Origin of the sequence: Pedobacter sp. GSP4 (assembly GCF_051857575.1) — a bacterium.
Classification (GTDB): Bacteria; Bacteroidota; Bacteroidia; order Sphingobacteriales; family Sphingobacteriaceae; genus Pedobacter.
Genome location: NZ_JBPZIR010000001.1, coordinates 100727 through 121473 on the forward strand (window position 1 = coordinate 100727; position 20747 = coordinate 121473).

Consider the following 20747-nt stretch of genomic DNA (forward strand, 5'->3'; position numbering starts at 1 on the left):
ATAGAAAAAACCATAAAAATGGGTAGTTTAAATAGCGTAAATTTTTCAGATCTCATTGCAAACGAATCGTTTGTAGCTTATTGTTTGGGCACTGACCAGCTTGCCATAAATAAATGGGAAAAGTTTATTGAAAAAAATCCGCAATTGGCACCCAAAATCGCCGAAATAAAGGGAGAGGTTGCTTTGGTACATGGTATTTTGCCTGCTCAATTGGTTAACAACAGGCTCGAAAATTTCAAGCGGCTTTTTTTTGAACGCCAACGGCTTAAACGGCAAAGAATAATATTTTTTAAAAGAACCCTGCGTGTGCTTTCTGCTGCCTGTATTTTGCTGGTCGCTAGTTTCTTCTATTTCTACCATAAACCGCAGGTTTCAGCAATTTATAGCTACAGCACTATTAAAGGGAAAAAAATTGGTCCTTTTGTGAACAGGAGATCGGATATTTTACTCGCCGATGGTACCACTGTAAGTTTATACCGCGGAAGCACAATTACCATTGCTGATGATTACAATACTGCCGACCGTAAAATTGTATTGAATGGGCAGGCCTTTTTTAGTGTAGCGCATAACGCAGCAAAACCATTTACCGTTTTTTCAGAAAATTTAAAAACCAGGGCCTTGGGCACTTCATTTTTGGTCAGGGATTTTAGCAGTTCAAATCCTACGGTATTGCTTCTTCAGGGCAAGGTAAAAATCAATCAGCCGTATAGCAGCACTAGCGATTACCTGGATCAGGGAAATGGGTTGATACTAAATCGCAAAACAAAAACCACTTCAAAAACGACAGTTAATATCAATGAACTCAATCAAATCTGTTTTAGCGAGCTCAAGTTCGACAATGCTTCAACTGAGGAGATTGTTTCGAAAGTAGAACAGTTTTACGGAGTTGAAATCCAGCTGAATTCGGTTCACCTGAAAAAAATAACTGGCGATTACTCCGAGCAATCTTTAGATCAGATCATTGCCTCAATCGCATACATCAATCACATTACATGGAAAGTAGAAAAGAATAAAATAACCTTCGAACCAATTAACTAAAAACCAAATACAAACTTTATGAATCAAAAACTACGAATCCCCAGATGGAATTCGGCGTTGCTGCTACTGGCTTGGCTTATCTTTTGCCCAGCTTTATTTTCGGCATCCAGCGCACAGGCAACCTCAGGGCAACTTGAAACAACAGTTTCATTGGGCTTTGACAACGAATCCATCAAAGCGGTCTTTGCCAAGATCGAAAAATCAACAAATTACAAATTCACTTACAGTGCCACTGATGTTAAAAATATCAAACCTGTGAGTATTGTGAGCGAAAAACGGAAACTGATCGATCTGCTGAAAGAACTGAGCAACAAAACCCAGTTGGATTTCAGGATCATTAACAACCTGATCTCGGTTTCTCCTTCAACCAAAAAAACAGTCAAATCTATACCTCAGCCTATTATAAAGGTGGTAGATACTTTGGTGCAGGGTATTGTGCTCGATTCTTTAAAGAAACCGTTGCCAGGGGTAACCATTTTTGTTAAAAGCAAACCTACGGTAGGCACTTCTTCCGATCTGAATGGAAGATATTCTATCAAGGTTCCAAACAATGCCATTCTGGTTTTCAAAATGGTGGGTTATAGAACAGTTGAAGTACCCGCTAACAAACCACTTATCAATGTAACAATGATTGAAGACAACTCTACTTTAGATGAGGTACAGGTTGTGGCTTTTGGTACCCAGAAAAAGGAAAGTGTGGTAGGAGCTATTACGACTATAAATCCGGAAAAACTTAAAGTCCCTTCGAGCAATCTTACCACCGCGCTATCAGGCAGAATTGCAGGGGTAATTGCCTATCAACGTAGTGGCGAGCCTGGAGCCGATAATGCCGATTTTTTTATTAGGGGAGCAACTACCTTTGGCTATAAAAAGGATCCATTGATTTTGATAGATGGGCTTGAGTTAACTGCAACGGATTTGGCCAGGCTTCAGCCCAATGATATTGCCACCTTTTCCGTATTAAAAGATGCAGCCTCATCTGCTGTATATGGTGCCAGGGCAGCCAACGGTATTATTATGGTAACTACCAAACGCGGTTACGAAGGGCGAGCCAAATTTAACCTGGAACAGAATTTTTCTAATTCAAGAGCTACGAGAAATTTAGATCTGGCCGATCCTATTACCTTTATGAAGCTGCATAATGAAGCATTGGCTACCCGGATTACTAATGGACCTACCAGCGAACGCTATTCATTAAATAAAATAGATGGTACAATGGCTGGTGAAAACCCAAATATTTTCCCAGCGGTGAACTGGCAGGATATGCTGTTGAAAAACAGTACATGGAACCAGAGAAGCAACCTAAGTGTAATGGGAGGGGGAAAGGTAGCTTCATACTTTGTTACAGGAACACTAAATCAGGATAATGGTATTTTAAAAGTAGATCAGCGCAACAAGTTTAACAGTAACATTAAACTGAAATCTTACTCGTTGCGTAGTAATGTGGATATCAACGTTACTAACTCCACAAGTATGGCCGTACGCTTATATGGTAATTTTGATGATTATAATGGGCCAATTGATGGTGGTACAGGGGTTTATACTAAAATTATGAATTCCAATCCAGTGCTTTTTCCGGCATTTTATCAACCGGATGAAGCCAACCGGTTTAATAAAAATATCTTATTTGGCAATGCCAACGCAATTGGTGGGATAGATGGAGCTTTGCCTACTGCTGCTTACCTTAATCCTTACGCAGATATGGTTAGTGGTTATAAAGATTCGTCAAGATCTTTAATGTTGGCACAGATTGAGATTAAACAAGATCTATCTTCCGTATTGCTTAATGGGTTAAAAGCGAGATTAATGGCCAGTACGCAACGTCGTTCATTTTTTGATCTGCAACGTTTTTATAGGCCATTTTACTTCAATGCACCAGAATCTTTGTACGACAAGGCTTCGAACACCTACACATTAGTGGCCTTAAATGAAACAACAGGGAATTCAACTTTAGAATATAGAGAGGGGCAAAAAGAGATTTCTACCGCATCGTATATGGAAACAGCCATAAATTATGATCAGGTTTTTGCACAAAAACACGCAGTTAGTGCTTTTATAGTAGGCATATTGCGCAACAGTATTGCAGGTAATGCTGGCAGTTTACAGGCTTCATTACCTTTCAGAAATATCGGTTTCTCCAGTCGCGCTGCTTATACTTTCGATAGCAGGTATGTTGCCGAAGTAAGTATGGGTTACAATGGATCGGAGCGTTTCTCTGAAGATAAACGCTTTGGCTTTTTCCCTTCGGCCGGCGTTTCATGGAACGTTAACAATGAAAAATTTTGGGAGGGAATGAGAAAAATAATCCCATTGCTTAAACTTCGTGCCACCTATGGCATTATTGGAAATGATGCTATTGGAGATGCTGCTGACCGCTTTTTCTATCTTTCTGAAGTTAACTTAAATTCAGCAGGCCGTGGTGCAGTTTTTGGTCAATTGTTTGATTATGTACGACCTGGTATAGCAGTGAGCAGGTACGATAATCCAAACATTACTTGGGAAACATCCAAAAGGCTAAACCTTGGTATGGATATTACCATTAAAGAGTTTACTATTAATGCCGATTATGCTACCAACTACACTACAAATATTTTGGATAACAGGGCTTTTATTCCAACAACTCTGGGTTTATCGGCTGCTACAAGAGCAAATACTGGTGAAGCCAAATCTAAGTCTTTTGAAACTTCTATAAACTATTCGCATGGTTTTATGAACGGTTTATTTGTGAGTGCTACTGGTAACTTTACTTATGCCACCAATAGATATTTCAAGAAAGAAGAACCCGAATATTTAGAAAACTACCGAAGTGTTGTTGGTCATCCTACCTCCCAATTGCAGGGCTATATTGCCGAGCGTTTATTTGTTGATCAAGATGATATAGAAAACTCTCCGGTACAAACCTTTGGCGAATATTTACCTGGTGATATTAAGTACCGCGATTTAAATGGAGACGGGCAGATTACACCAGCAGATCAGACTGGGATTGGTTTTCCTACCTCTCCAGAAATTGTGTATGGTTTTGGCTTCTCAGCAAGTTACAAAGGTTTTGATCTTTCAGCTTTTTTTAATGGACAAGCACGTAGCTCGCTATTTATAAGCAATAGCCAAACTGATGTGGATTTGGTAAAGAACAGAGATACTTCACCATTTATTAACGATAGCAGGGCTTTAATCCAGGCTTATGCCGATAGTCACTGGTCGGAAGATAACCGCAATTTGTACGCGTTGTGGCCACGTTTATCAACTACCAATATTGCAAATAATAGCCAGATAAGTACATGGTTTATGCGTAATGGTGCCTTATTGCGCTTAAAACAAGTTGAGGTAGGCTATACACTGCCAAGCAAGTTTACACAACGTTTCCATATACAAAAACTAAGGGTGTACAGCAACGGTAGCAATCTTTTAACCTTCAGTAAATTTAAAATGTGGGATCCAGAATTGGGCGGAGCAGCATTCAACTACCCGGTACAACGCGTTTTTAATTTTGGTTTACAAGTTAATTTCTAATCTCAATTACAATGAAGAAACTAAATTTAATCATTATAGGCCTGCTCATTACTTTTACCAGCTGTAAAAAGTATATAGATGTAGTGCCCGATCAGTTGCCTACCATACAGGATGCCTTTGCAAACCGTACGCAGGCAGAAAAATATTTATTTACCTGCTATTCCTATTTACCAAGAGAGGGCTCGATAACACAAAATCCTGCTATGTTGGGCGGCGATGAGCTTTGGTTATACAATGATATTAACCAGTTGGCTTTAAACTCATGGCAAATTGCCCGCGGTAATCAAAATGTAACCAGTCCACAGCTTAATTTTTGGGATGGCACAAATCAGGCTCAGGCCCTCTTTAGAGGAATTAGGGACTGCAATATCTTTTTGGAAAATATCGATCTGGTATTGGATATGACTTCTTTTGAAAGGAACAAATGGAAAGCTGAAGTGAAATTTTTAAAAGCATATTTTCACTTTTATTTACTTAGGATGTATGGGCCGATTCCTTTGATTAAAGAAAATTTACCAGTATCGGCTACGCCGGAGCAGGTAAGGGTGTACAGGCAGCCTGTTGATGCCTGTGTTGATTATATAGTTGGCTTGTTAGATGAGGCTGCCCCTAATCTTCCCGAAATTTTAAGTACTCCCATTACAGATTTGGGGAGAATAACCCGGCCAATAGATCTGGCCATAAAAGCTAGGGTGTTGCTAATGGCTGCAAGCCCACTGTTTAATGGTAATCCCGACTATACAGCTTTAAGGAATAACGATGGTACCCAGTTATTTAACCCAACCGTAGACCCTAAAAAATGGGAACGGGCACTTTTAGCCTGTAAAGAAGCCATAACTATGGCACATACTCAAAATGTATCACTATATACTTTTACACCTAATCTTACCACAGGACTTACCTTATCATCAGAAACGGCTAGGTTATTAAGCATAGGTGGTGCAGTAAGCGAAAGATGGAATAGAGAAATCATTTGGGGTGCTTCAAACAGTTTAGGAGGAACTATACAAAGTGCTTCACAACCTAGGTTTGATCCTACACAAGTTCAAAATGGTGGATTAGGTTCTTACCTGGCTCCAACCTTAAAGTTAGCCGAGCTTTTTTACACCAAAAATGGAATACCTATAAATGAAGACAATAGCTTTGATTTTACTAACCGATACAATTTACGTACTGCAACAGGTACAGGCTATGAAAAAGATTACATCCAAAAAGATTCTGCAACTGCCATTCTACATTTCGACAGAGAGCCCCGGTTTTATGCTGATTTAGGTTTCGATAATGGAAAATGGTATGGTATAGGTAAGTTTAGCGAAGCCGACCAGTGGTTTATAAGGGGTAAAATAGGCGGCCCATCTGGTAAGGTGCAATCTCAACTTTACTCAATTACAGGTTATTATCTTAAAAAGGCTGTGTATTATAACAATGTTATCCTGCCCAATAATGGAGGCTACCAAATTGTGCAATATCCGTGGCCTGTAATGCGTTTGGCCGATTTGTATCTGATGTATGCGGAAGCTGCAAATGAAGTTAACGGACCAACAGCAGATACCTATCTGTATTTGGATAAAGTTAGGGAAAGAGCTGGGTTAAAAGGTGTTGTAGAATCATGGGCAACTTATTCTAATAATCCTGCCAAGCCAACTACTAAACAAGGTCTACAGCAAATTATCCAGCAAGAAAGATTGATCGAGATGGCGTTTGAGGGCAGTCGTTTTTGGGATTTGCGCCGTTGGAAAACTGCTGCACAAACCATTAACAATGTGCCTGTACAAGGCTGGGATATACAACAATCCACAGCAGAAGGCTATTACCGAAGAAAAATATTCGAAATACAAAAATTTGGATTAAGAGATTATTTCTGGCCGATTACAGAATATAATATTACGGTTAACAGAAATCTGGTTCAAAATATAGGTTGGTAAATAATTAAAATTAAGATGAAAATATTGAAAAGAATTTTTCCCCTTGCGGTTATTTTATTGGCATGGGGATGTAAGGAAGATCTGGGGCTTACCAAACCATTTTCTGATGATAAAATTAAACCAGGAATAGTAGCTAACCTAGCTGTGGTTAATAAACCCGGAGCAGCAAGAATTACCTACAAAATACCAAATGACAATGACTTGCTTTACATTAAGGCCGTATACGAAATTAGGCCAGGCGTAAGCAGAGAGGTGAAAGCATCGTACAGTAACGATTCTTTGATTGTTGATGGTTTTGGTGCTGCTAAACCTTATGAAGTTAAATTATATGCAGTAGATAAGGCCGAAAATGCCTCCGATCCTGTAACTATAACTGTAAACCCGCTAAAACCGCCTTTTGTTAATACGCTAGAACAATTGGTATTAGCTAACGATTTTGGAGGCGTAAGTGTGGGTTTCAGCAACCCTACACAATCAGATTTAGGTATTGTTGTAATTACTGCCAATAAGAATAATGAAGAAACACCAGTGCAAACCTTTTACACCAAAACAAAAGATGGCAAGTTTACCGTAAGGGGTTACGAACCCAAAGTACGGCGTTTTAGTGCCTATATTAAAGATAGGTTTGGAAATTTATCGGATACCGTTTATAAAGATATTACTCCCATATTCGAAACGCTGTTGGATAGGTTTAAATTTAAAAAAGTTGAACTGCCCAGCGACCGCTTATTTTCTTATGGCTGGGTAATGGAAGGTATGTGGGATGATAAATATGGTGAGGCACAAGGTTTTCATACTGTTTTAGGTGCCGGCCTGCCACTTTGGTTCACTTTTGATCTGGGCGTAACAGCCAAATTGAGCCGATTTAAAAAATACGACCGGAGAGAGCCTTATGTTTTTAGCCATGGTAATATGCGTAAATATGAAATTTGGGGTATTGCCACGACACCACCAGCTGATGGAAGTTTTACAGGATGGACAAAACTAGGTAGTTACGAAGCCATCAAACCATCAGGTTTGCCTGTAGGACAAAATACCCCTGATGACATTAAGGTAAATTTGGCTGGAGAAGAAAACAACATCGATATCAATAATCCACCGGTACGTTACATCCGCATCAAAATGCTGCAAAATTGGTCTAATTCAGATTTTGTTCATGTGATGGAGATGAAATTTTGGGGCAATCCACAGTAATACAACGTAAACTAAAAACATTATGAAACAATTTAATTTCATCAAATATACTTCCTTGGCCGGTCTTTGCATTGTTTTATTGGGAGCCTGCTCAAAAATGGAAGATCCTGTTGCGCCATTTATTGTAGGAGGAGAAAAAATTTATGCCACCCGTGTAGATTCTTTAAAAGTATTGGCGGGTAGAAACAAGGTAAATGTTACTTGGGAACTTTCGCCCAATAGAACTGCAACACAGGCCATAATTACCTGGGATAATAATACCAAAACAAAAACGGTAGAGATAAATCCAACGGCCAAAAAATTTGAAACCATTTTAGATAACCTGCCCGAATCTAGCTACCTGTTTAATGTATATACCATTGATAAATTGGGTAATAAATCAGTGCCGCTTGTAGTTACAGGTTCTGCTTATGGCGATCTTTATCAAGGTTCTTTATTTAACAGGCAGGTTCCTTCGGCATACTCAACGCTTGAGAACGAGTTTTTTATTGTAAACTGGAGTATAAGTCAGGGCGATGTAGGTATTAGACTCTCCTATACGGATATCAATAATACCGCAAAAGTAGAAAACGTACTCAATACTCAATCCACTATTTCGTTCAACAACCTAAAATTGGGCAGTTCAATGGATTTTCAAACCTTGTATAAACCAGAACCAACAGCCTTTGAAATGTTTACTGTAGCTGAGAAAAAAACAATTGCTGTTAATCCATGGTCGGGCAAATACAATGCTGTTGGGGTAAGAATTAATTACGATGCAGCTGGAAATAAGGCTGGCGACCCTGTGGCCATTGGTAATGAAAAGGTATTTGTTAAGAAAGCAGGTACGCTTAATGTTTACGAAAGCACAACAGTTGCAAATTTGGCGCCTGCTGCTACCAATAAATTAGTGTTGACCCGAAATTCAGATAATACTGTAGAAGTTAGTGGATTTGTAGGTGCAGCAAGCATAAAAAATCATCGGTTATTGCCAAAAAGCAGGTACGAGCCAGCTACGGGTATTTTTTATCTTAATTATGAATATACCAACGCCGATGGTACATCTAGGTTAATGGAAGAGAAACTCTTACCAAAATAGGGCAGCTAGTATGCTTTTTTCTTAATATTTCAATACTTTTTCAAGGTGATTAAAAATTAATCCTAGTCATATTTGTTTTAAACAAATAAGGCTAACAACCAAAACTTTAAATGATTATGAACCATATCTGTAGATATTTATTCATTATAGCTTCATTACTAGCAGTTTCGTGTAAAAAAGAAACTTTGGATAAAATAAATGTTGCTGAAATTAATAAAAATAAACTTACGGGTGAATCAACTCAAGTAAATTTAGCATCAACATTTGAAGATAAACCTAAGCTAATGTTAGAGGGGTATTATAGCCCCTCCATCAATCAAGTTGTGATTACAACTACTATTTTATGGCCAAATGGAATTGAGCCTGAGGATCATAACTTATATAGAATTGAAACAGAATCAAAGGGAAGTCAAGCTACTAATGAGATATTTGAGAATAATAATAGTACTTATGTTCTTCCGTCTAATAGTAACAGCGACCCAATAACTGTTGAGGTAACTGCTAAGCTGATTAAGTCACCTTCACAACAAAATGTAGCAACGGCAACAGGTAAATTTTTAATTTTTCGAGATAAACCTAGTATACTCAATGCTGAAGGTAACTTTATATCTTTTGATACCCCAGAAATAACCCCCAATTTTTGGGTTACTTTAGGTAATGTTTATGTGCCCAGTGGGATAGTTAGGAATAATGAGCAATTATATTTATATGCATTTATATATAAACCTGTTTCGTTTCCAGGCTCTGTTCAAACATATTGGAGGACTACATACCTGGGGAAATCAGGAATATATGCAGGAGGGTTTTCCACTGACGTTCAGTTTCCTTATCATGATTATATCCCGAACGATGCTAAAATTTTAGTTTTTGTATCAAAACAAAATTTTCCTGATTACTATTTTACTACTCTTATTTCTAGCTTCGGTACAAATATTATGGATCAATGTTATCAACCTGGATTTTATTGGGTTGCATTAAAAGGAATGAGAGATGCTGTACAGCCAGATATTACATTACCAAACAGACTTCGAACAGAGGTAGATTATATGAATCTCACAATTCAAAACAATGTTTTATATTTTCAAAGCCTTAATTTATTTCCTGGAGGTATAATTGATCCTTAAGAAAAAAATATAACAACCATAAAAAATCCTGTAAGATTTAATTTCTTACAGGATTTTTTATATCACGTTTTTCGCTTAACGCAAAACACTGTGTGCTTGTAAACTTTGCGATTCACGCTTAGCGCTATGCGCCTAACGATTTCTAGAAAGTATATCTAAAGCCTAAACCAAATCTTCCGGCATTAAAATCGGAATCATTGCTGCCTAAATAAATTCTTGGTCTCCAATCTAAAGCCAATGCCAAAGGTGCGCCGTTAAATTTGTAATCTAAACCAACCATTGGAACTAAGAAAAAATTAGAACCACCATCGTACAATTGAATAGAAGGACCACCACCTAAGTACCAGTCTAATCCCCTTGCGCCTGGAATGGCTGAATTATACTGTAAAAAACCTTGGATAAGGGTAGAATTACCTCCAAATAATACATCGCCTTGTATCGCCGCTTTTGAACTGAAGTGATGTCTGATTGATGGGCCTACAAAGGTAGCGCCATCTCCAAAATCAATACCTAAACCCAATCCGGTTTTATAGTTTTGGGCTTTAACATTTGTTGTACTCAGGGCAAATAATGCAATGCATCCTAAAATTGTAAATAACTTTTTCATAATTTAAATGTTTTATTAAAATAATTATCAGCCTAACAACTTTAGTGCCGTTTATGTTTTTTTGGTAAAAAACCAAAATCAGAAAAAACAATGCTTGCATAGTAATTTTGTAATTGCTAAGTTTATTTAAATATTCTTTATTTGGTATAAATGCCCTGGGCAATTAATCAAATAGGTATTATTTTTATTTAAAAAGCATATAGGTATCAATCTTTATGTTTGATTTTTTAACTTAACCAAATAATATACAATTCATATGGCGGCAGAAATTAAACGGGTTTTTGATCTTTTGAAATATAGCCTCGAAAATCCTAAGCAAGAATTCATCAGTGGCAAGATAAAGGGTAAATGGATAAATTATAGTACAGCGGAATTTTGTGATACCGTTGATAATTTAAGCCGTGGATTGATTAAACTGGGCATTGGCAAAGGCGGCCGGGTGGCTGTAATGTCGCACAACAGGCCCGAGTGGAATATAGCCGATTTTGCCGCAAACCAGATCGGTGCCTACCAGATTCCGCTTTATCCAACACTTGCCGAACACGATATTCAGTTTATATTGAAAGATGCCGAGATATCGATTGTTTTTGTGGCCGACGAAGAATTGTATAAAAAAATTAAACCATGTGCCGATGCCATAAACCCCGATATCAAAATCTACAGCTTTAATGAAATTGCCGAAACAGAAAGCTGGAATACATTAATAACCCTTGGAAAAGAAAATTCCGATATTAATTTAGATGATTATCGTGCCAAGATCGAACCAGAAGATGTGTTAACCCTTATTTATACATCAGGTACAACCGGAACGCCCAAAGGTGTAATGTTGACCCACAATAACCTGGTGGCAAATTTTGTTAACTCAGCGGTGGTAATGCCCGAAGGTGTTAACAAAGGGCTGAGCTTTTTGCCCTTGTCGCACATTTTCGAACGGATGATCATTTATCTATACCTGTTTAATTATACCTCGGTTTATTATGCCGAAAGTATGGATACCATTGTAGCCGATATCCAACACGTAAAACCGAATGCCTTTTCTACCGTGCCGAGGCTGCTCGAAAAAGTGTACGATAAGATAATGGAGAAAGGGAAATCGTTAACAGGGATAAAAAAAGGCATCTTTTTCTGGTCGGTAGCCTTGGCCGAAAAATATACCGTAAATGCAGGGGCATGGTATAATTTTAAACTCGGCATTGCCCGCAAACTGGTATTTAAAAAATGGCAGGAAGCATTGGGCGGAGAAATTGTGGTTATCGTATCAGGAGGTGCTGCGTTAAACCCACGCCTGGCCAGGATTTTCTGGGCAGCTGGTATGCCGGTTTTTGAAGGCTACGGATTAACAGAAACATCGCCGGTAATTACCGTAAACCATTTTGGCGGTACCATGTTTGGCACTGTTGGCGAGGTAATTAAGGGGGTGGAAGTAAAAATTGCTGAAGATGGGGAGGTATTAACCCGCGGCCATCAGGTAATGAAAGGCTATTACAATCGACCTGATTTAACCAGCGAGGCCATAGATAAAGATGGCTGGTTCCACACCGGAGATATTGGTGAGCTGGTAGATGGACGCTTTTTAAAGATTACCGACCGTAAAAAAGAAATGTTTAAAACAGCCGGCGGTAAATATGTTGCACCCCAAATGCTCGAAAATAAATATAAAGAATCGATATTTATTGAGCAGATTATGGTTTTGGGCGAAAATAGAAAATTCCCTTCTGCCTTGATTGTGCCGAATTTCGAGACCTTAAAAACCTGGGCCGGAAGAAAAGGGATTAACTTTACCACCAACGAAGAAATTATCCAGAATGAACAGGTGCTTACCAAATACAATGAGGTTATAGAAGCTTCGAATATAGGTTTTGGCAAATGGGAGCAGGTAAAGCGATTTGCCCTTCTGCCTAAAGAGTGGAGCATTAACGGTGGCGAGCTTACCCCAAAATTGAGTTTAAAACGAAAGGTAATTACCGAAAAAAACAATGAGGTGATTGAAAAAATATATAAAGATGCAGAAAACTATAAAGCCGCAAATTAATTTTAAAAAACCGTTGATCGGACTGTTGGCAGTAGTGTTATTGGCCGGCTGTGTAACCGGTCAGTTAGGAAAAAACAACAGCGGTGAGTATAAAAATGGTATGGTGGTTTCTGCCCATCCCGAAGCCTCACAAGTGGGGATCGATATTTTAAAAAAAGGCGGTAATGCTGTGGATGCTGCTGTTGCCGTTCAATTTGCACTTGCTGTAGTGTACCCAAATGCCGGTAACATTGGCGGTGGCGGTTTTATGGCTTACCGAGGAGCCAATGGCGAAATAAATGCCTTAGATTTTAGGGAAAAAGCTGCTGCGGCTGCTGGCAGGGATATGTACCTCGATTCGGCAGGTAACCCAATTGTTGATAAAAGCCTTTATGGGCACTTGGCCGCAGGCGTTCCCGGATCGGTTGATGGCATGGTACAAGCGCATCAAAAATATGGCAAGCTTTCTTGGGCAGAAGTATTGCAGCCCGCAATAACACTGGCGCAAAATGGTTTCAAAATTACCAAACGTCAGGCTGGAGAGCTGAACAGTCTGCACAGAAAATTTATGGATTTTAATCCAGAAGGAACAGCCTTTGTAAATTTAGAACATACCTGGCAGGAAAATGATCTCTTGGTACAAAAAGAACTGGCCAACACCTTAACGCTGATCAAAGAAAAAGGAAGGGCTGGTTTTTACGAAGGTGCAGTAGCCGATTCGGTAGTGGCCGAAATGCAGCGGGGCAAAGGTTTAATTACCAAAGCAGATTTAAAAAATTACCATTCGGCCTGGCGCAAACCCATAACGGGATATTACAGAGGCTATAAAATTATTACCATGCCTCCAACGTCAAGTGGTGGTATTGCACTGATCCAGTTACTTCAATCTGTAGAACCTTATCCGTTAAAAAAATGGGGGCACAATGCCGATTCTACAGTTCAGGTAATGGTTGAGGCCGAGCGGAGGGTATACGCCGATAGAGCTACACACCTGGGCGATCCTGATTTTTATGCCGTACCACAACAACAGCTGTTACAGCCCGATTACAACAAAAACCGGATGGCCAACTTTAACTGGGCTGCCGCCACGCCAAGCAGTGCAGTACTTGCCGGCGAGGTAAAAGGAGCAGAGCACGAAGAAACCACACATTTCTCTATTGTAGACCGCGATGGAAATGCAGTTTCAATCACTACAACCTTAAACGGTTCATATGGATCGCTAGTGGCTGTAAAAGGAGCAGGCTTTTTACTGAACAATGAAATGGACGATTTTTCTGTTAAACCGGGTTCACCAAATATGTATGGCCTGGTTGGCGGCGAAGCCAATGCCATTGCGCCAAATAAAAGAATGCTTAGCTCTATGACGCCGAGTATTGTAGAACACGATGGCACATTGTTTATGGTGGTGGGTACGCCCGGAGGTTCGACCATTATTACGTCTGTTTTCCAAACAATTATCAACGTTATCGATTTCGATATGTCTATGCAGGCTGCCGTGGCCGCCAAAAAATTCCACCACCAATGGCTGCCAGATGAAGTATATGTAGAAAAAGATGCCATTGACAGCTTATCCACTCAAAAATTAAAGGCCAAAGGCTATAAGTTGGTTTCAAGAGGGGCAATTGGAAGGGTCGATGCCATTTTAAAAACCAAATGGGGCAATTATCAGGGAGGTGCCGATCCAAGGGGCGATGATAAGGCTATTGGGTGGTAGCAAATATCAGGCGTGTTTTATTGCGTTTAACTATTTTATAAGGATTGATAGAACATTATCTTCAATAAGTTACATGGTGATCTCATGGCGAATGCTCACTGTTTCTTTATATTGCGGTAGCTAAACAAAATGATCCATCGCTATGCGTAAACTATTCTTCCTGTTTTTATTTTTATCAGCTACTGTACAATTACAGGCTCAAACCAACGAAGCCAGTGTGGTAAGCCCGCTGATTAACCAATACCAATCAGACGAGACCATGCTTAACCGTAAATATTCGCTTAAGCGATCTGACGAATATTTTAGCCGGATGGAACGGTTTTACGCTGCTTGGCAAAAACAATTAAAGGCATTGCCCTTTAATAAGCTAACGGTAAATGAAAGGGTAGATTACCTTTTGCTTAAGCGCGATATCCGGTCAGATTCGGCAAGTTTGCAACAAAACTACGCTGAGTTTAAAGCCAATATTTTTACCTTACCTTTTGCCAAAACACTATTGGATTTTGAAGCGAAGCGAAGAATTGGGCAACAGCAGGATGGTAAAACCACACAACAGCAGTTTGAACAGTTAAAAGAAGATATCCGAAAAACAAGCAAAGCGGTAGAAAACAAAGAAATGGCTATTACGCCAGTACAGGCTTCTTGGGCACAGCAAACCGTTAATCAATACCTTACTGTATTTACCGAAGCCTATAAGTTTTACGATGGTTACGATCCGCAGTTTACCAAAGCCACCAAATCAGTTTACCCTGAAGTAGTAGATGCCGCCAAAGATTATGCAGCTGTACTGGGTAAAATTGCCAAACCCTCAAATGCAGTAGATGATGGTAGCGGCATTATCGGTAATCCGATAGGAAGAACGGCTTTATTGAGCAATTTAAAAGATGAGATGATTGCCTACACCCCCGAGCAGATTGAGGCCATTGCCATGAGAGAGTTTGCCTGGTGTGATGCAGAAATGCTAAAAGCCTCACAGCAGATGGGTTTTGGCAACGATCCGATCGGATGGAAAAAGGCACTCGAAAAAGTAAAAACCGATTACCCTGAACTCGGCAAACAGCCCGAACTGGTTTACCAGCTGGCAAATGAAGCCATAAACTTTGTAGAGAAAAACAAACTCATTGCCATTCCGGAGATGGCCAAAGAAGGTTGGCGCATGCGGATGCTGAGTCCGCAGGAACAAATGTATGCACCGTTTTTTCTGGGCGGTGAGTCTGTTTTAATTGCCTATCCAACCGAAGATATGAGTGAAGATGCCAAAATGATGACCCTTCGTGGCAACAACAGGCACTTCTCTAGAGCCGTTGTTTTTCATGAACTCATACCCGGACACAACCTTCAGTATTTTATGCAGAGCCGTTACAAACCTTACCGCAAAGTATTTGGTACACCATTTTGGACAGAAGGATGGTCGCTGTATTGGGAGATGTTGTTGTGGGACCAGAATTTTCCAAAATCTCCGGAAGATAAAATCGGGATGCTTTTTTGGCGCATGCACCGTTGCGCGCGCATTATCTTTTCTATGAACTACCACTTAGGCAAGTGGACACCTAAGCAGTGTATCGATTTCTTGGTAGACCGTGTGGGTTTTGAGCGTGCCAATGCAGAAGCTGAAGTGCGTAGATCGTTTACCGGGGGCTATGGCCCACTGTACCAAATTGGCTATATGTTGGGTGGCTTACAATTTAGGGCATTACATAAAGAATTGGTACAAAGTGGTAAAATGACCAACATCCAATTTCATAACCGCATACTGCACGAAAATAATATGCCGGTAGAAATGGTAAGAGCATTGTTAACCAACCAGCAGTTGCCCGAAAATTTTAGCACCCGATGGAAATTTGCCGGCGAAATCAAATAATGTAGCTTTCGGAAAACATGTTTCCAATATAAGGCATCAGATATTCAAAAAGAAAAATAAATAGCATTGGGCTTAATTGAGCGTTGTTTTTTCCAAAATAAAATGGAAATCATGAAGTATTCATGTTAAAAAGTTGATAAGTATTTTTACGGACCTGTAGTTTTTGGTATGGCTATTGCAAAGGTTAAATAACGCTTATCCAACGTTATATAGAAAAATATGAAATTACAACTACTCAAGATGCTACCAGTTGCAATGACTGGTCTACTAATCGGATCTGTTGCTTCGGCTCAAGAAAGCCCTACAACAACAGCAACTCCACTCAGAACTTGGTCAATTGGTGTTAATGCTGGTGTACTAACACCGCTTTCGCCGCTTGGTGGTAAAAACGATTTTAGCAACAACAAATCGAGCTTAGGTTACGGCCTATACATTAAGAAACAGTTTACCCCTTATTTCTCTCTTCGTTTAGATGGAGTTCGCGGTAAATTAAAAGGCGATAACACCGAACCTTACGAAAGTGGCCTGGTAAACAATTCTCCTGTAAAAGCTTTTGATACACAGTTATCGTATTCAGGTAGTTTAAATGCAGTAGTAAACATGTTCAATATCGATATGTTTAAAAAAGAGAACACTTTGCAGTTATATGCATCTGCAGGTGCGGGTATTGCTGCGTATCAGCCAACCATTACTACAGCTGCTGGTACTTCAACCCTTAATGGCGGTGATAACATTCACGAATTGATTATCCCGGTAGGATTGGGTGCTAAATTTAAAATTTCTGATGCGATTAATTTCGACCTAGGCTGGACAATCAACTTTGTTGATGGCGATAACTTAGATGGCTATTACAGAAACGGAAGCGACAAATACAATTACGCTTATGCAGGTTTAGAATTTGCCTTGGGTAGCGGAAAACAACTGGCTTTCCACAACCCGGTTGCTTTAACTTATGATGAAGCCTTAAAAGCAAAAGAAACTGCAGAAGGTTTAAAATCTGATTTAAATGCCCAAAAAGCCGATAATGCAAAATTACGTTCAGAGCTGAATGATTTATTGAAAGACAGCGATGGCGATGGTGTTGCAGATAAATTGGATAAATGCCCTGATACACCAGCAGGTACTGTTGTTGATGGTGCTGGTTGTCCGTTAAAAACACCAGAAAAAGTTGTAGAGAAAGTAATTGTAACCGAAGAAGACCGTAAAGTGGTTAACGAAGCGATTAAAAACCTAGAATTCGATTTAGGTAAAGCCACTATCCGTGCTAAATCTTTTGCTTCTTTAAACAGGGTTGCAGCTTTATTGATCCAGAAAAACTTCAGTTTAAAATTAGCTGGTCACACAGATAATACTGGTTCTAAAGAATTAAACTTACGTTTATCAAAAGAAAGGGCAGAATCTGTAAAAGCTTATTTAGTTTCTCAAGGTGCCAATGCATCACGTATTGAGGCTACAGGTTATGGCATGGGCCAACCAATTGCTACCAATAAAACAGCAGCTGGCCGCCAACAAAACCGCCGTGTAGAATTTACGCTTTACTAGTCGGTTTTAATAAAAATTTAGGAGCGTCCTGATGAAAATCAGGACGCTTTTTTTGTGACAAAAAATATTCAAATTGCTATTGCATTAACAAAATACATTCATTAGCTTTGTTATGCAAGCATAATAAATTCATAATGAAACAACAACAAACGATAGATTATCATGTTAAGTTTGCCTGGCAAAACATGTTTAATAAATATAACCAAATGGCCTCTAGTTTTGGTATAACCCAGGCTATTGGTTATATGCTCATCAATATTGATGATGCCGAAGGTACCGCTGTTTCAAATTTAGCAGGTTTGCTGGGCGTTAAAGCCACCAGTTTATCGCGCATGTTAAACAACATGGAAGAAGCCAACCTGATTTACCGCGAAACTTCTGCAGGGGATAAACGTTCGGTAAAGGTTTTCCTTACCGATTTTGGAAAGGAGAAAAAACAGCTCGCCAAAGGAGTTGTGCGGAAATTTAACGAATATCTGGATGAGCATTTCTCTAAAAAGGAGAAAGAAACCTTCATTAACCTATTGATCAAATTAAACGATATCACAGTAGCTTATGCTGTTGATTAATATATAATAGCTTATGGTGTAAATATTTTGCGCCACAAGCTTCGTCAGAACAATGGAAAGCAAATAAAATAAGTAATGAAACGAAGCATTAATAAAGTTGCTGTTTTAGGTTCGGGTATTATGGGTTCGCGTATTGCATGCCATTTCGCCAATATCGGTGTAGAGGTTTTGCTATTGGATATTGCCCCAAAAGAGCTGAGCCCTGAAGAGCAGGCCAAAGGATTAACCCTGGATAACCCCGCGGTAAAAAACCGAATCGTGAATACGGCTTTGCAAACAGCTGTAAAAACAAATCCATCGCCGGTTTATACCAAAAAAGCATTAAATAAAATCAAAACTGGAAATTTCGACGATGATATGCCGAAAATTGCCGGTTATGACTGGGTAATAGAAGTTGTGGTTGAAAACCTTGATATCAAGAAAAAAGTTTTCGAACAGGTAGAACAGTACCGTAAAGCAGGTACTTTAATTACCTCAAACACCTCTGGCATCCCAATACATTTAATGGCCGAAGGCAGAAGCGAAGATTTTAAATCCAATTTCTGTGGAACGCACTTTTTTAACCCGCCACGGTATTTGAAATTGTTGGAGGTTATCCCAACACCGCACACCAAGCCAGAAATTGTTGATTTCCTGATGCATTATGGTGATAAGTTTTTAGGAAAAACCACTGTGCTGTGTAAAGATACCCCAGCTTTTATTGCCAACCGTGTAGGTGTTTATTCAATTATGGCGCTATTGCATCTGGTTGAAAAACTGGATCTGACGGTAGAAGAGGTTGATAAATTTACAGGGCCAGCATTGGGCAGGCCAAAATCGGCCACGTTCCGTACTTCGGATGTGGTGGGTTTGGATACCATGATCAAGGTGGCCAAGGGGCTTTATGATAATTGCCCCGAAGATAAAGCGCACGAACTGTTCAAACTTCCAGCTTATGTGCAAAAAATGGAAGAGAACAAGTGGCTGGGCGATAAAACCAAACAAGGGTTTTATAAAAAAACGAAATCAGCTGATGGCAAAACAGAAATCCTGGCGCTTGATTTAAAAACACTTGAATATAAACCTCAGCAAAAGGTAAAATCGGCTACTTTAGAAATGACCAAGCCGGTTGAAAACCTGCGCGAACGCATGAAAATTTTTGCCAAAGGGAAAGATAAGGCCGGCGAACTGTTCCGCCATTCTTCTTTTGGATTATTCGAATATGTATCAGACAGGATTCCTGAAATTTCTGATGAGCTTTACCGTATTGATGATGCCATGAGGGCCGGATTTGGCTGGGAGCTAGGTCCGTTTGAGCTTTGGGATGCCGTTGGCGTGAAAGAAGGCCTTGAGGGCATGGAGCAGTATGGCAATAAAGCTGCGGCCTGGGTGCATGAAATGTTAGCAGCCGGAAATACTTCTTTTTACAAGATAGAAAACGGTGTTAAAAAGTATTACGATATCCCATCTAAAACCTATAAAGCTTTACCAGGTACCGATGAGTTTATCATCTTGGATAACCTGCGCGAAAATAAGACCCTTTGGAAAAATTCGGGTGTTTCCATTATCGATTTAGGCGATGGCATTCTGAATGTCGAATTCCACACCAAGATGAATACCATTGGTGGAGATGTAATTGCCGGAATAAACAAAGCCATTGATATGGCTGAAAAAGATTACCGCGGTCTGGTAATCGGTAACGATGGGGCCAATTTCTCTGCCGGTGCCAACGTGGGGATGATTTTTATGATGGCCGTAGAGCAGGAGTGGGATGAGTTGAACATGGCGATCAGGATGTTCCAGAACACCTCAATGCGTATCCGTTATTCATCTATCCCGGTTGTGGTGGCGCCGCATAATTTAACTTTGGGCGGTGGCTGCGAATTCAGTTTGCATGCCGATCACGTTCAGCTATCTGCCGAAACCTATATGGGCTTGGTAGAGTTTGGTGTGGGCGTTATTCCTGGTGGGGGCGGTACCAAAGAGTTTGCACTGCGCGCTTCTGATGAATATAAAGACGATCAGATTGTGCAGAATGCACTTAAAGACCGTTTCCTGACTATCGGAATGGCCAAGGTTTCTACCTCAGGTTACGAAGCCTACGAATTGGGTTATCTGCAGAAAGACAAATTTTCGATCTCGATGAACCGCAACCGCTTATTGGCCGATGCAAAAGCCAAAGCCATCGAACTGGCCGATGCTGGTTATACCAAACCTGTTCAGCGCAATGATATTAAAGTTTTAGGAAAACAGGGACTGGGTATTGTTTATGCAGGAGCCAACAGTATGTACGCCGGACATTTCATTTCTGAGCACGATAAAAAAATCTCGGAGAAATTGGGTTATGTAATGTGCGGTGGCGATTTATCTTCTCCAACAGAAGTAACCGAACAGTATTTATTGGATCTAGAACGAGAAGCATTTTTATCGCTGGCCGGTGAACGCAAGAGTTTAGAACGGATACAGAGCATTATTACGAAAGGTAAACCGTTAAGGAATTAAGTAGAGCTTTTTGCCGTCGTCACCCTGGATTTATTTCAGGGTCTTTGCAGGATAGTTGCTGAAACAAGTTCAGCATGGCGGGGCATAAAATAA

Annotated in this window: 13 protein-coding genes; 12 read left to right on the forward strand and 1 reads right to left on the reverse strand. The window is 39.8% G+C overall.

The genetic code is table 11. From position 1 onward, the window contains the following. Positions 1-18: 18 nt before the first annotated feature. The 6 genes from ACS5PU_RS00385 (at position 19) to ACS5PU_RS00410 (ending at position 9869) form a co-directional block, all read left to right on the forward strand. On the forward strand, positions 19-1038 hold the full coding sequence (locus ACS5PU_RS00385) for a FecR family protein (protein ID WP_439457302.1): 1020 nt from the start codon (positions 19-21) through the stop codon (positions 1036-1038). Positions 1039-1056: 18 nt separating this feature from the next. Then, positions 1057-4548 carry a SusC/RagA family TonB-linked outer membrane protein gene (locus ACS5PU_RS00390; protein WP_439457303.1) on the forward strand — a complete coding sequence of 1164 codons (3492 nt, stop codon included), beginning with the start codon at positions 1057-1059 and terminating at the stop codon, positions 4546-4548. Positions 4549-4559: 11 nt separating this feature from the next. Further along, positions 4560-6473 carry a RagB/SusD family nutrient uptake outer membrane protein gene (locus ACS5PU_RS00395; RefSeq protein WP_439457304.1) on the forward strand — a complete coding sequence of 638 codons (1914 nt, stop codon included), beginning with the start codon at positions 4560-4562 and terminating at the stop codon, positions 6471-6473. Between the two features lie 24 nt (positions 6474-6497). Then, positions 6498-7667, forward strand: coding sequence for a DUF5000 domain-containing lipoprotein (locus ACS5PU_RS00400; RefSeq protein ID WP_439457305.1), 1170 nt, complete (start codon positions 6498-6500; stop codon positions 7665-7667). A 22-nt stretch (positions 7668-7689) separates the two neighbouring features. Then, on the forward strand, positions 7690-8745 hold the full coding sequence (locus ACS5PU_RS00405; protein WP_439457306.1) for a DUF4998 domain-containing protein: 1056 nt from the start codon (positions 7690-7692) through the stop codon (positions 8743-8745). A 185-nt stretch (positions 8746-8930) separates the two neighbouring features. After that, on the forward strand, positions 8931-9869 hold the full coding sequence (locus ACS5PU_RS00410; protein WP_439457307.1) for a hypothetical protein: 939 nt from the start codon (positions 8931-8933) through the stop codon (positions 9867-9869). 142 nt (positions 9870-10011) lie between these two features. Here the strand turns inward: ACS5PU_RS00410 and ACS5PU_RS00415 are convergent, their stop codons facing one another. After that, positions 10012-10476 carry a hypothetical protein gene (locus ACS5PU_RS00415; protein ID WP_439457308.1) on the reverse strand — a complete coding sequence of 155 codons (465 nt, stop codon included), beginning with the start codon at positions 10474-10476 and terminating at the stop codon, positions 10012-10014. A 256-nt stretch (positions 10477-10732) separates the two neighbouring features. Between ACS5PU_RS00415 and ACS5PU_RS00420 the strand changes: the two genes are divergently transcribed. The 6 genes from ACS5PU_RS00420 to ACS5PU_RS00445 all read left to right on the forward strand — a co-directional run bounded on the left by ACS5PU_RS00420 (position 10733) and on the right by ACS5PU_RS00445 (position 20654). Continuing rightward, positions 10733-12508: an AMP-dependent synthetase/ligase gene (locus tag ACS5PU_RS00420; protein ID WP_439457309.1), complete on the forward strand. Its 1776-nt coding sequence runs from the start codon at positions 10733-10735 to the stop codon at positions 12506-12508. Continuing rightward, a complete protein-coding gene (gene ggt / locus ACS5PU_RS00425) occupies positions 12480-14201 on the forward strand; it encodes a gamma-glutamyltransferase (RefSeq protein WP_439457310.1) in 1722 nt (573 codons plus the stop codon). Before ACS5PU_RS00420 ends, ggt begins: the two co-directional genes overlap by 29 nt. Before the next feature lie 142 nt (positions 14202-14343). Then, positions 14344-16062, forward strand: coding sequence for a DUF885 family protein (locus ACS5PU_RS00430; protein ID WP_439457311.1), 1719 nt, complete (start codon positions 14344-14346; stop codon positions 16060-16062). Positions 16063-16281: 219 nt separating this feature from the next. Beyond that, positions 16282-17604 (forward strand): DUF6089 family protein, encoded by a 1323-nt coding sequence (locus ACS5PU_RS00435; RefSeq protein WP_439457312.1) that lies wholly within the window; start codon positions 16282-16284, stop codon positions 17602-17604. A 134-nt stretch (positions 17605-17738) separates the two neighbouring features. Then, positions 17739-18173 (forward strand): MarR family winged helix-turn-helix transcriptional regulator, encoded by a 435-nt coding sequence (locus ACS5PU_RS00440; protein ID WP_439457313.1) that lies wholly within the window; start codon positions 17739-17741, stop codon positions 18171-18173. 75 nt (positions 18174-18248) lie between these two features. Continuing rightward, positions 18249-20654, forward strand: a complete 2406-nt coding sequence (locus tag ACS5PU_RS00445; protein WP_439457314.1) for a 3-hydroxyacyl-CoA dehydrogenase NAD-binding domain-containing protein — start codon at positions 18249-18251, stop codon at positions 20652-20654. Positions 20655-20747: the final 93 nt, after the last annotated feature.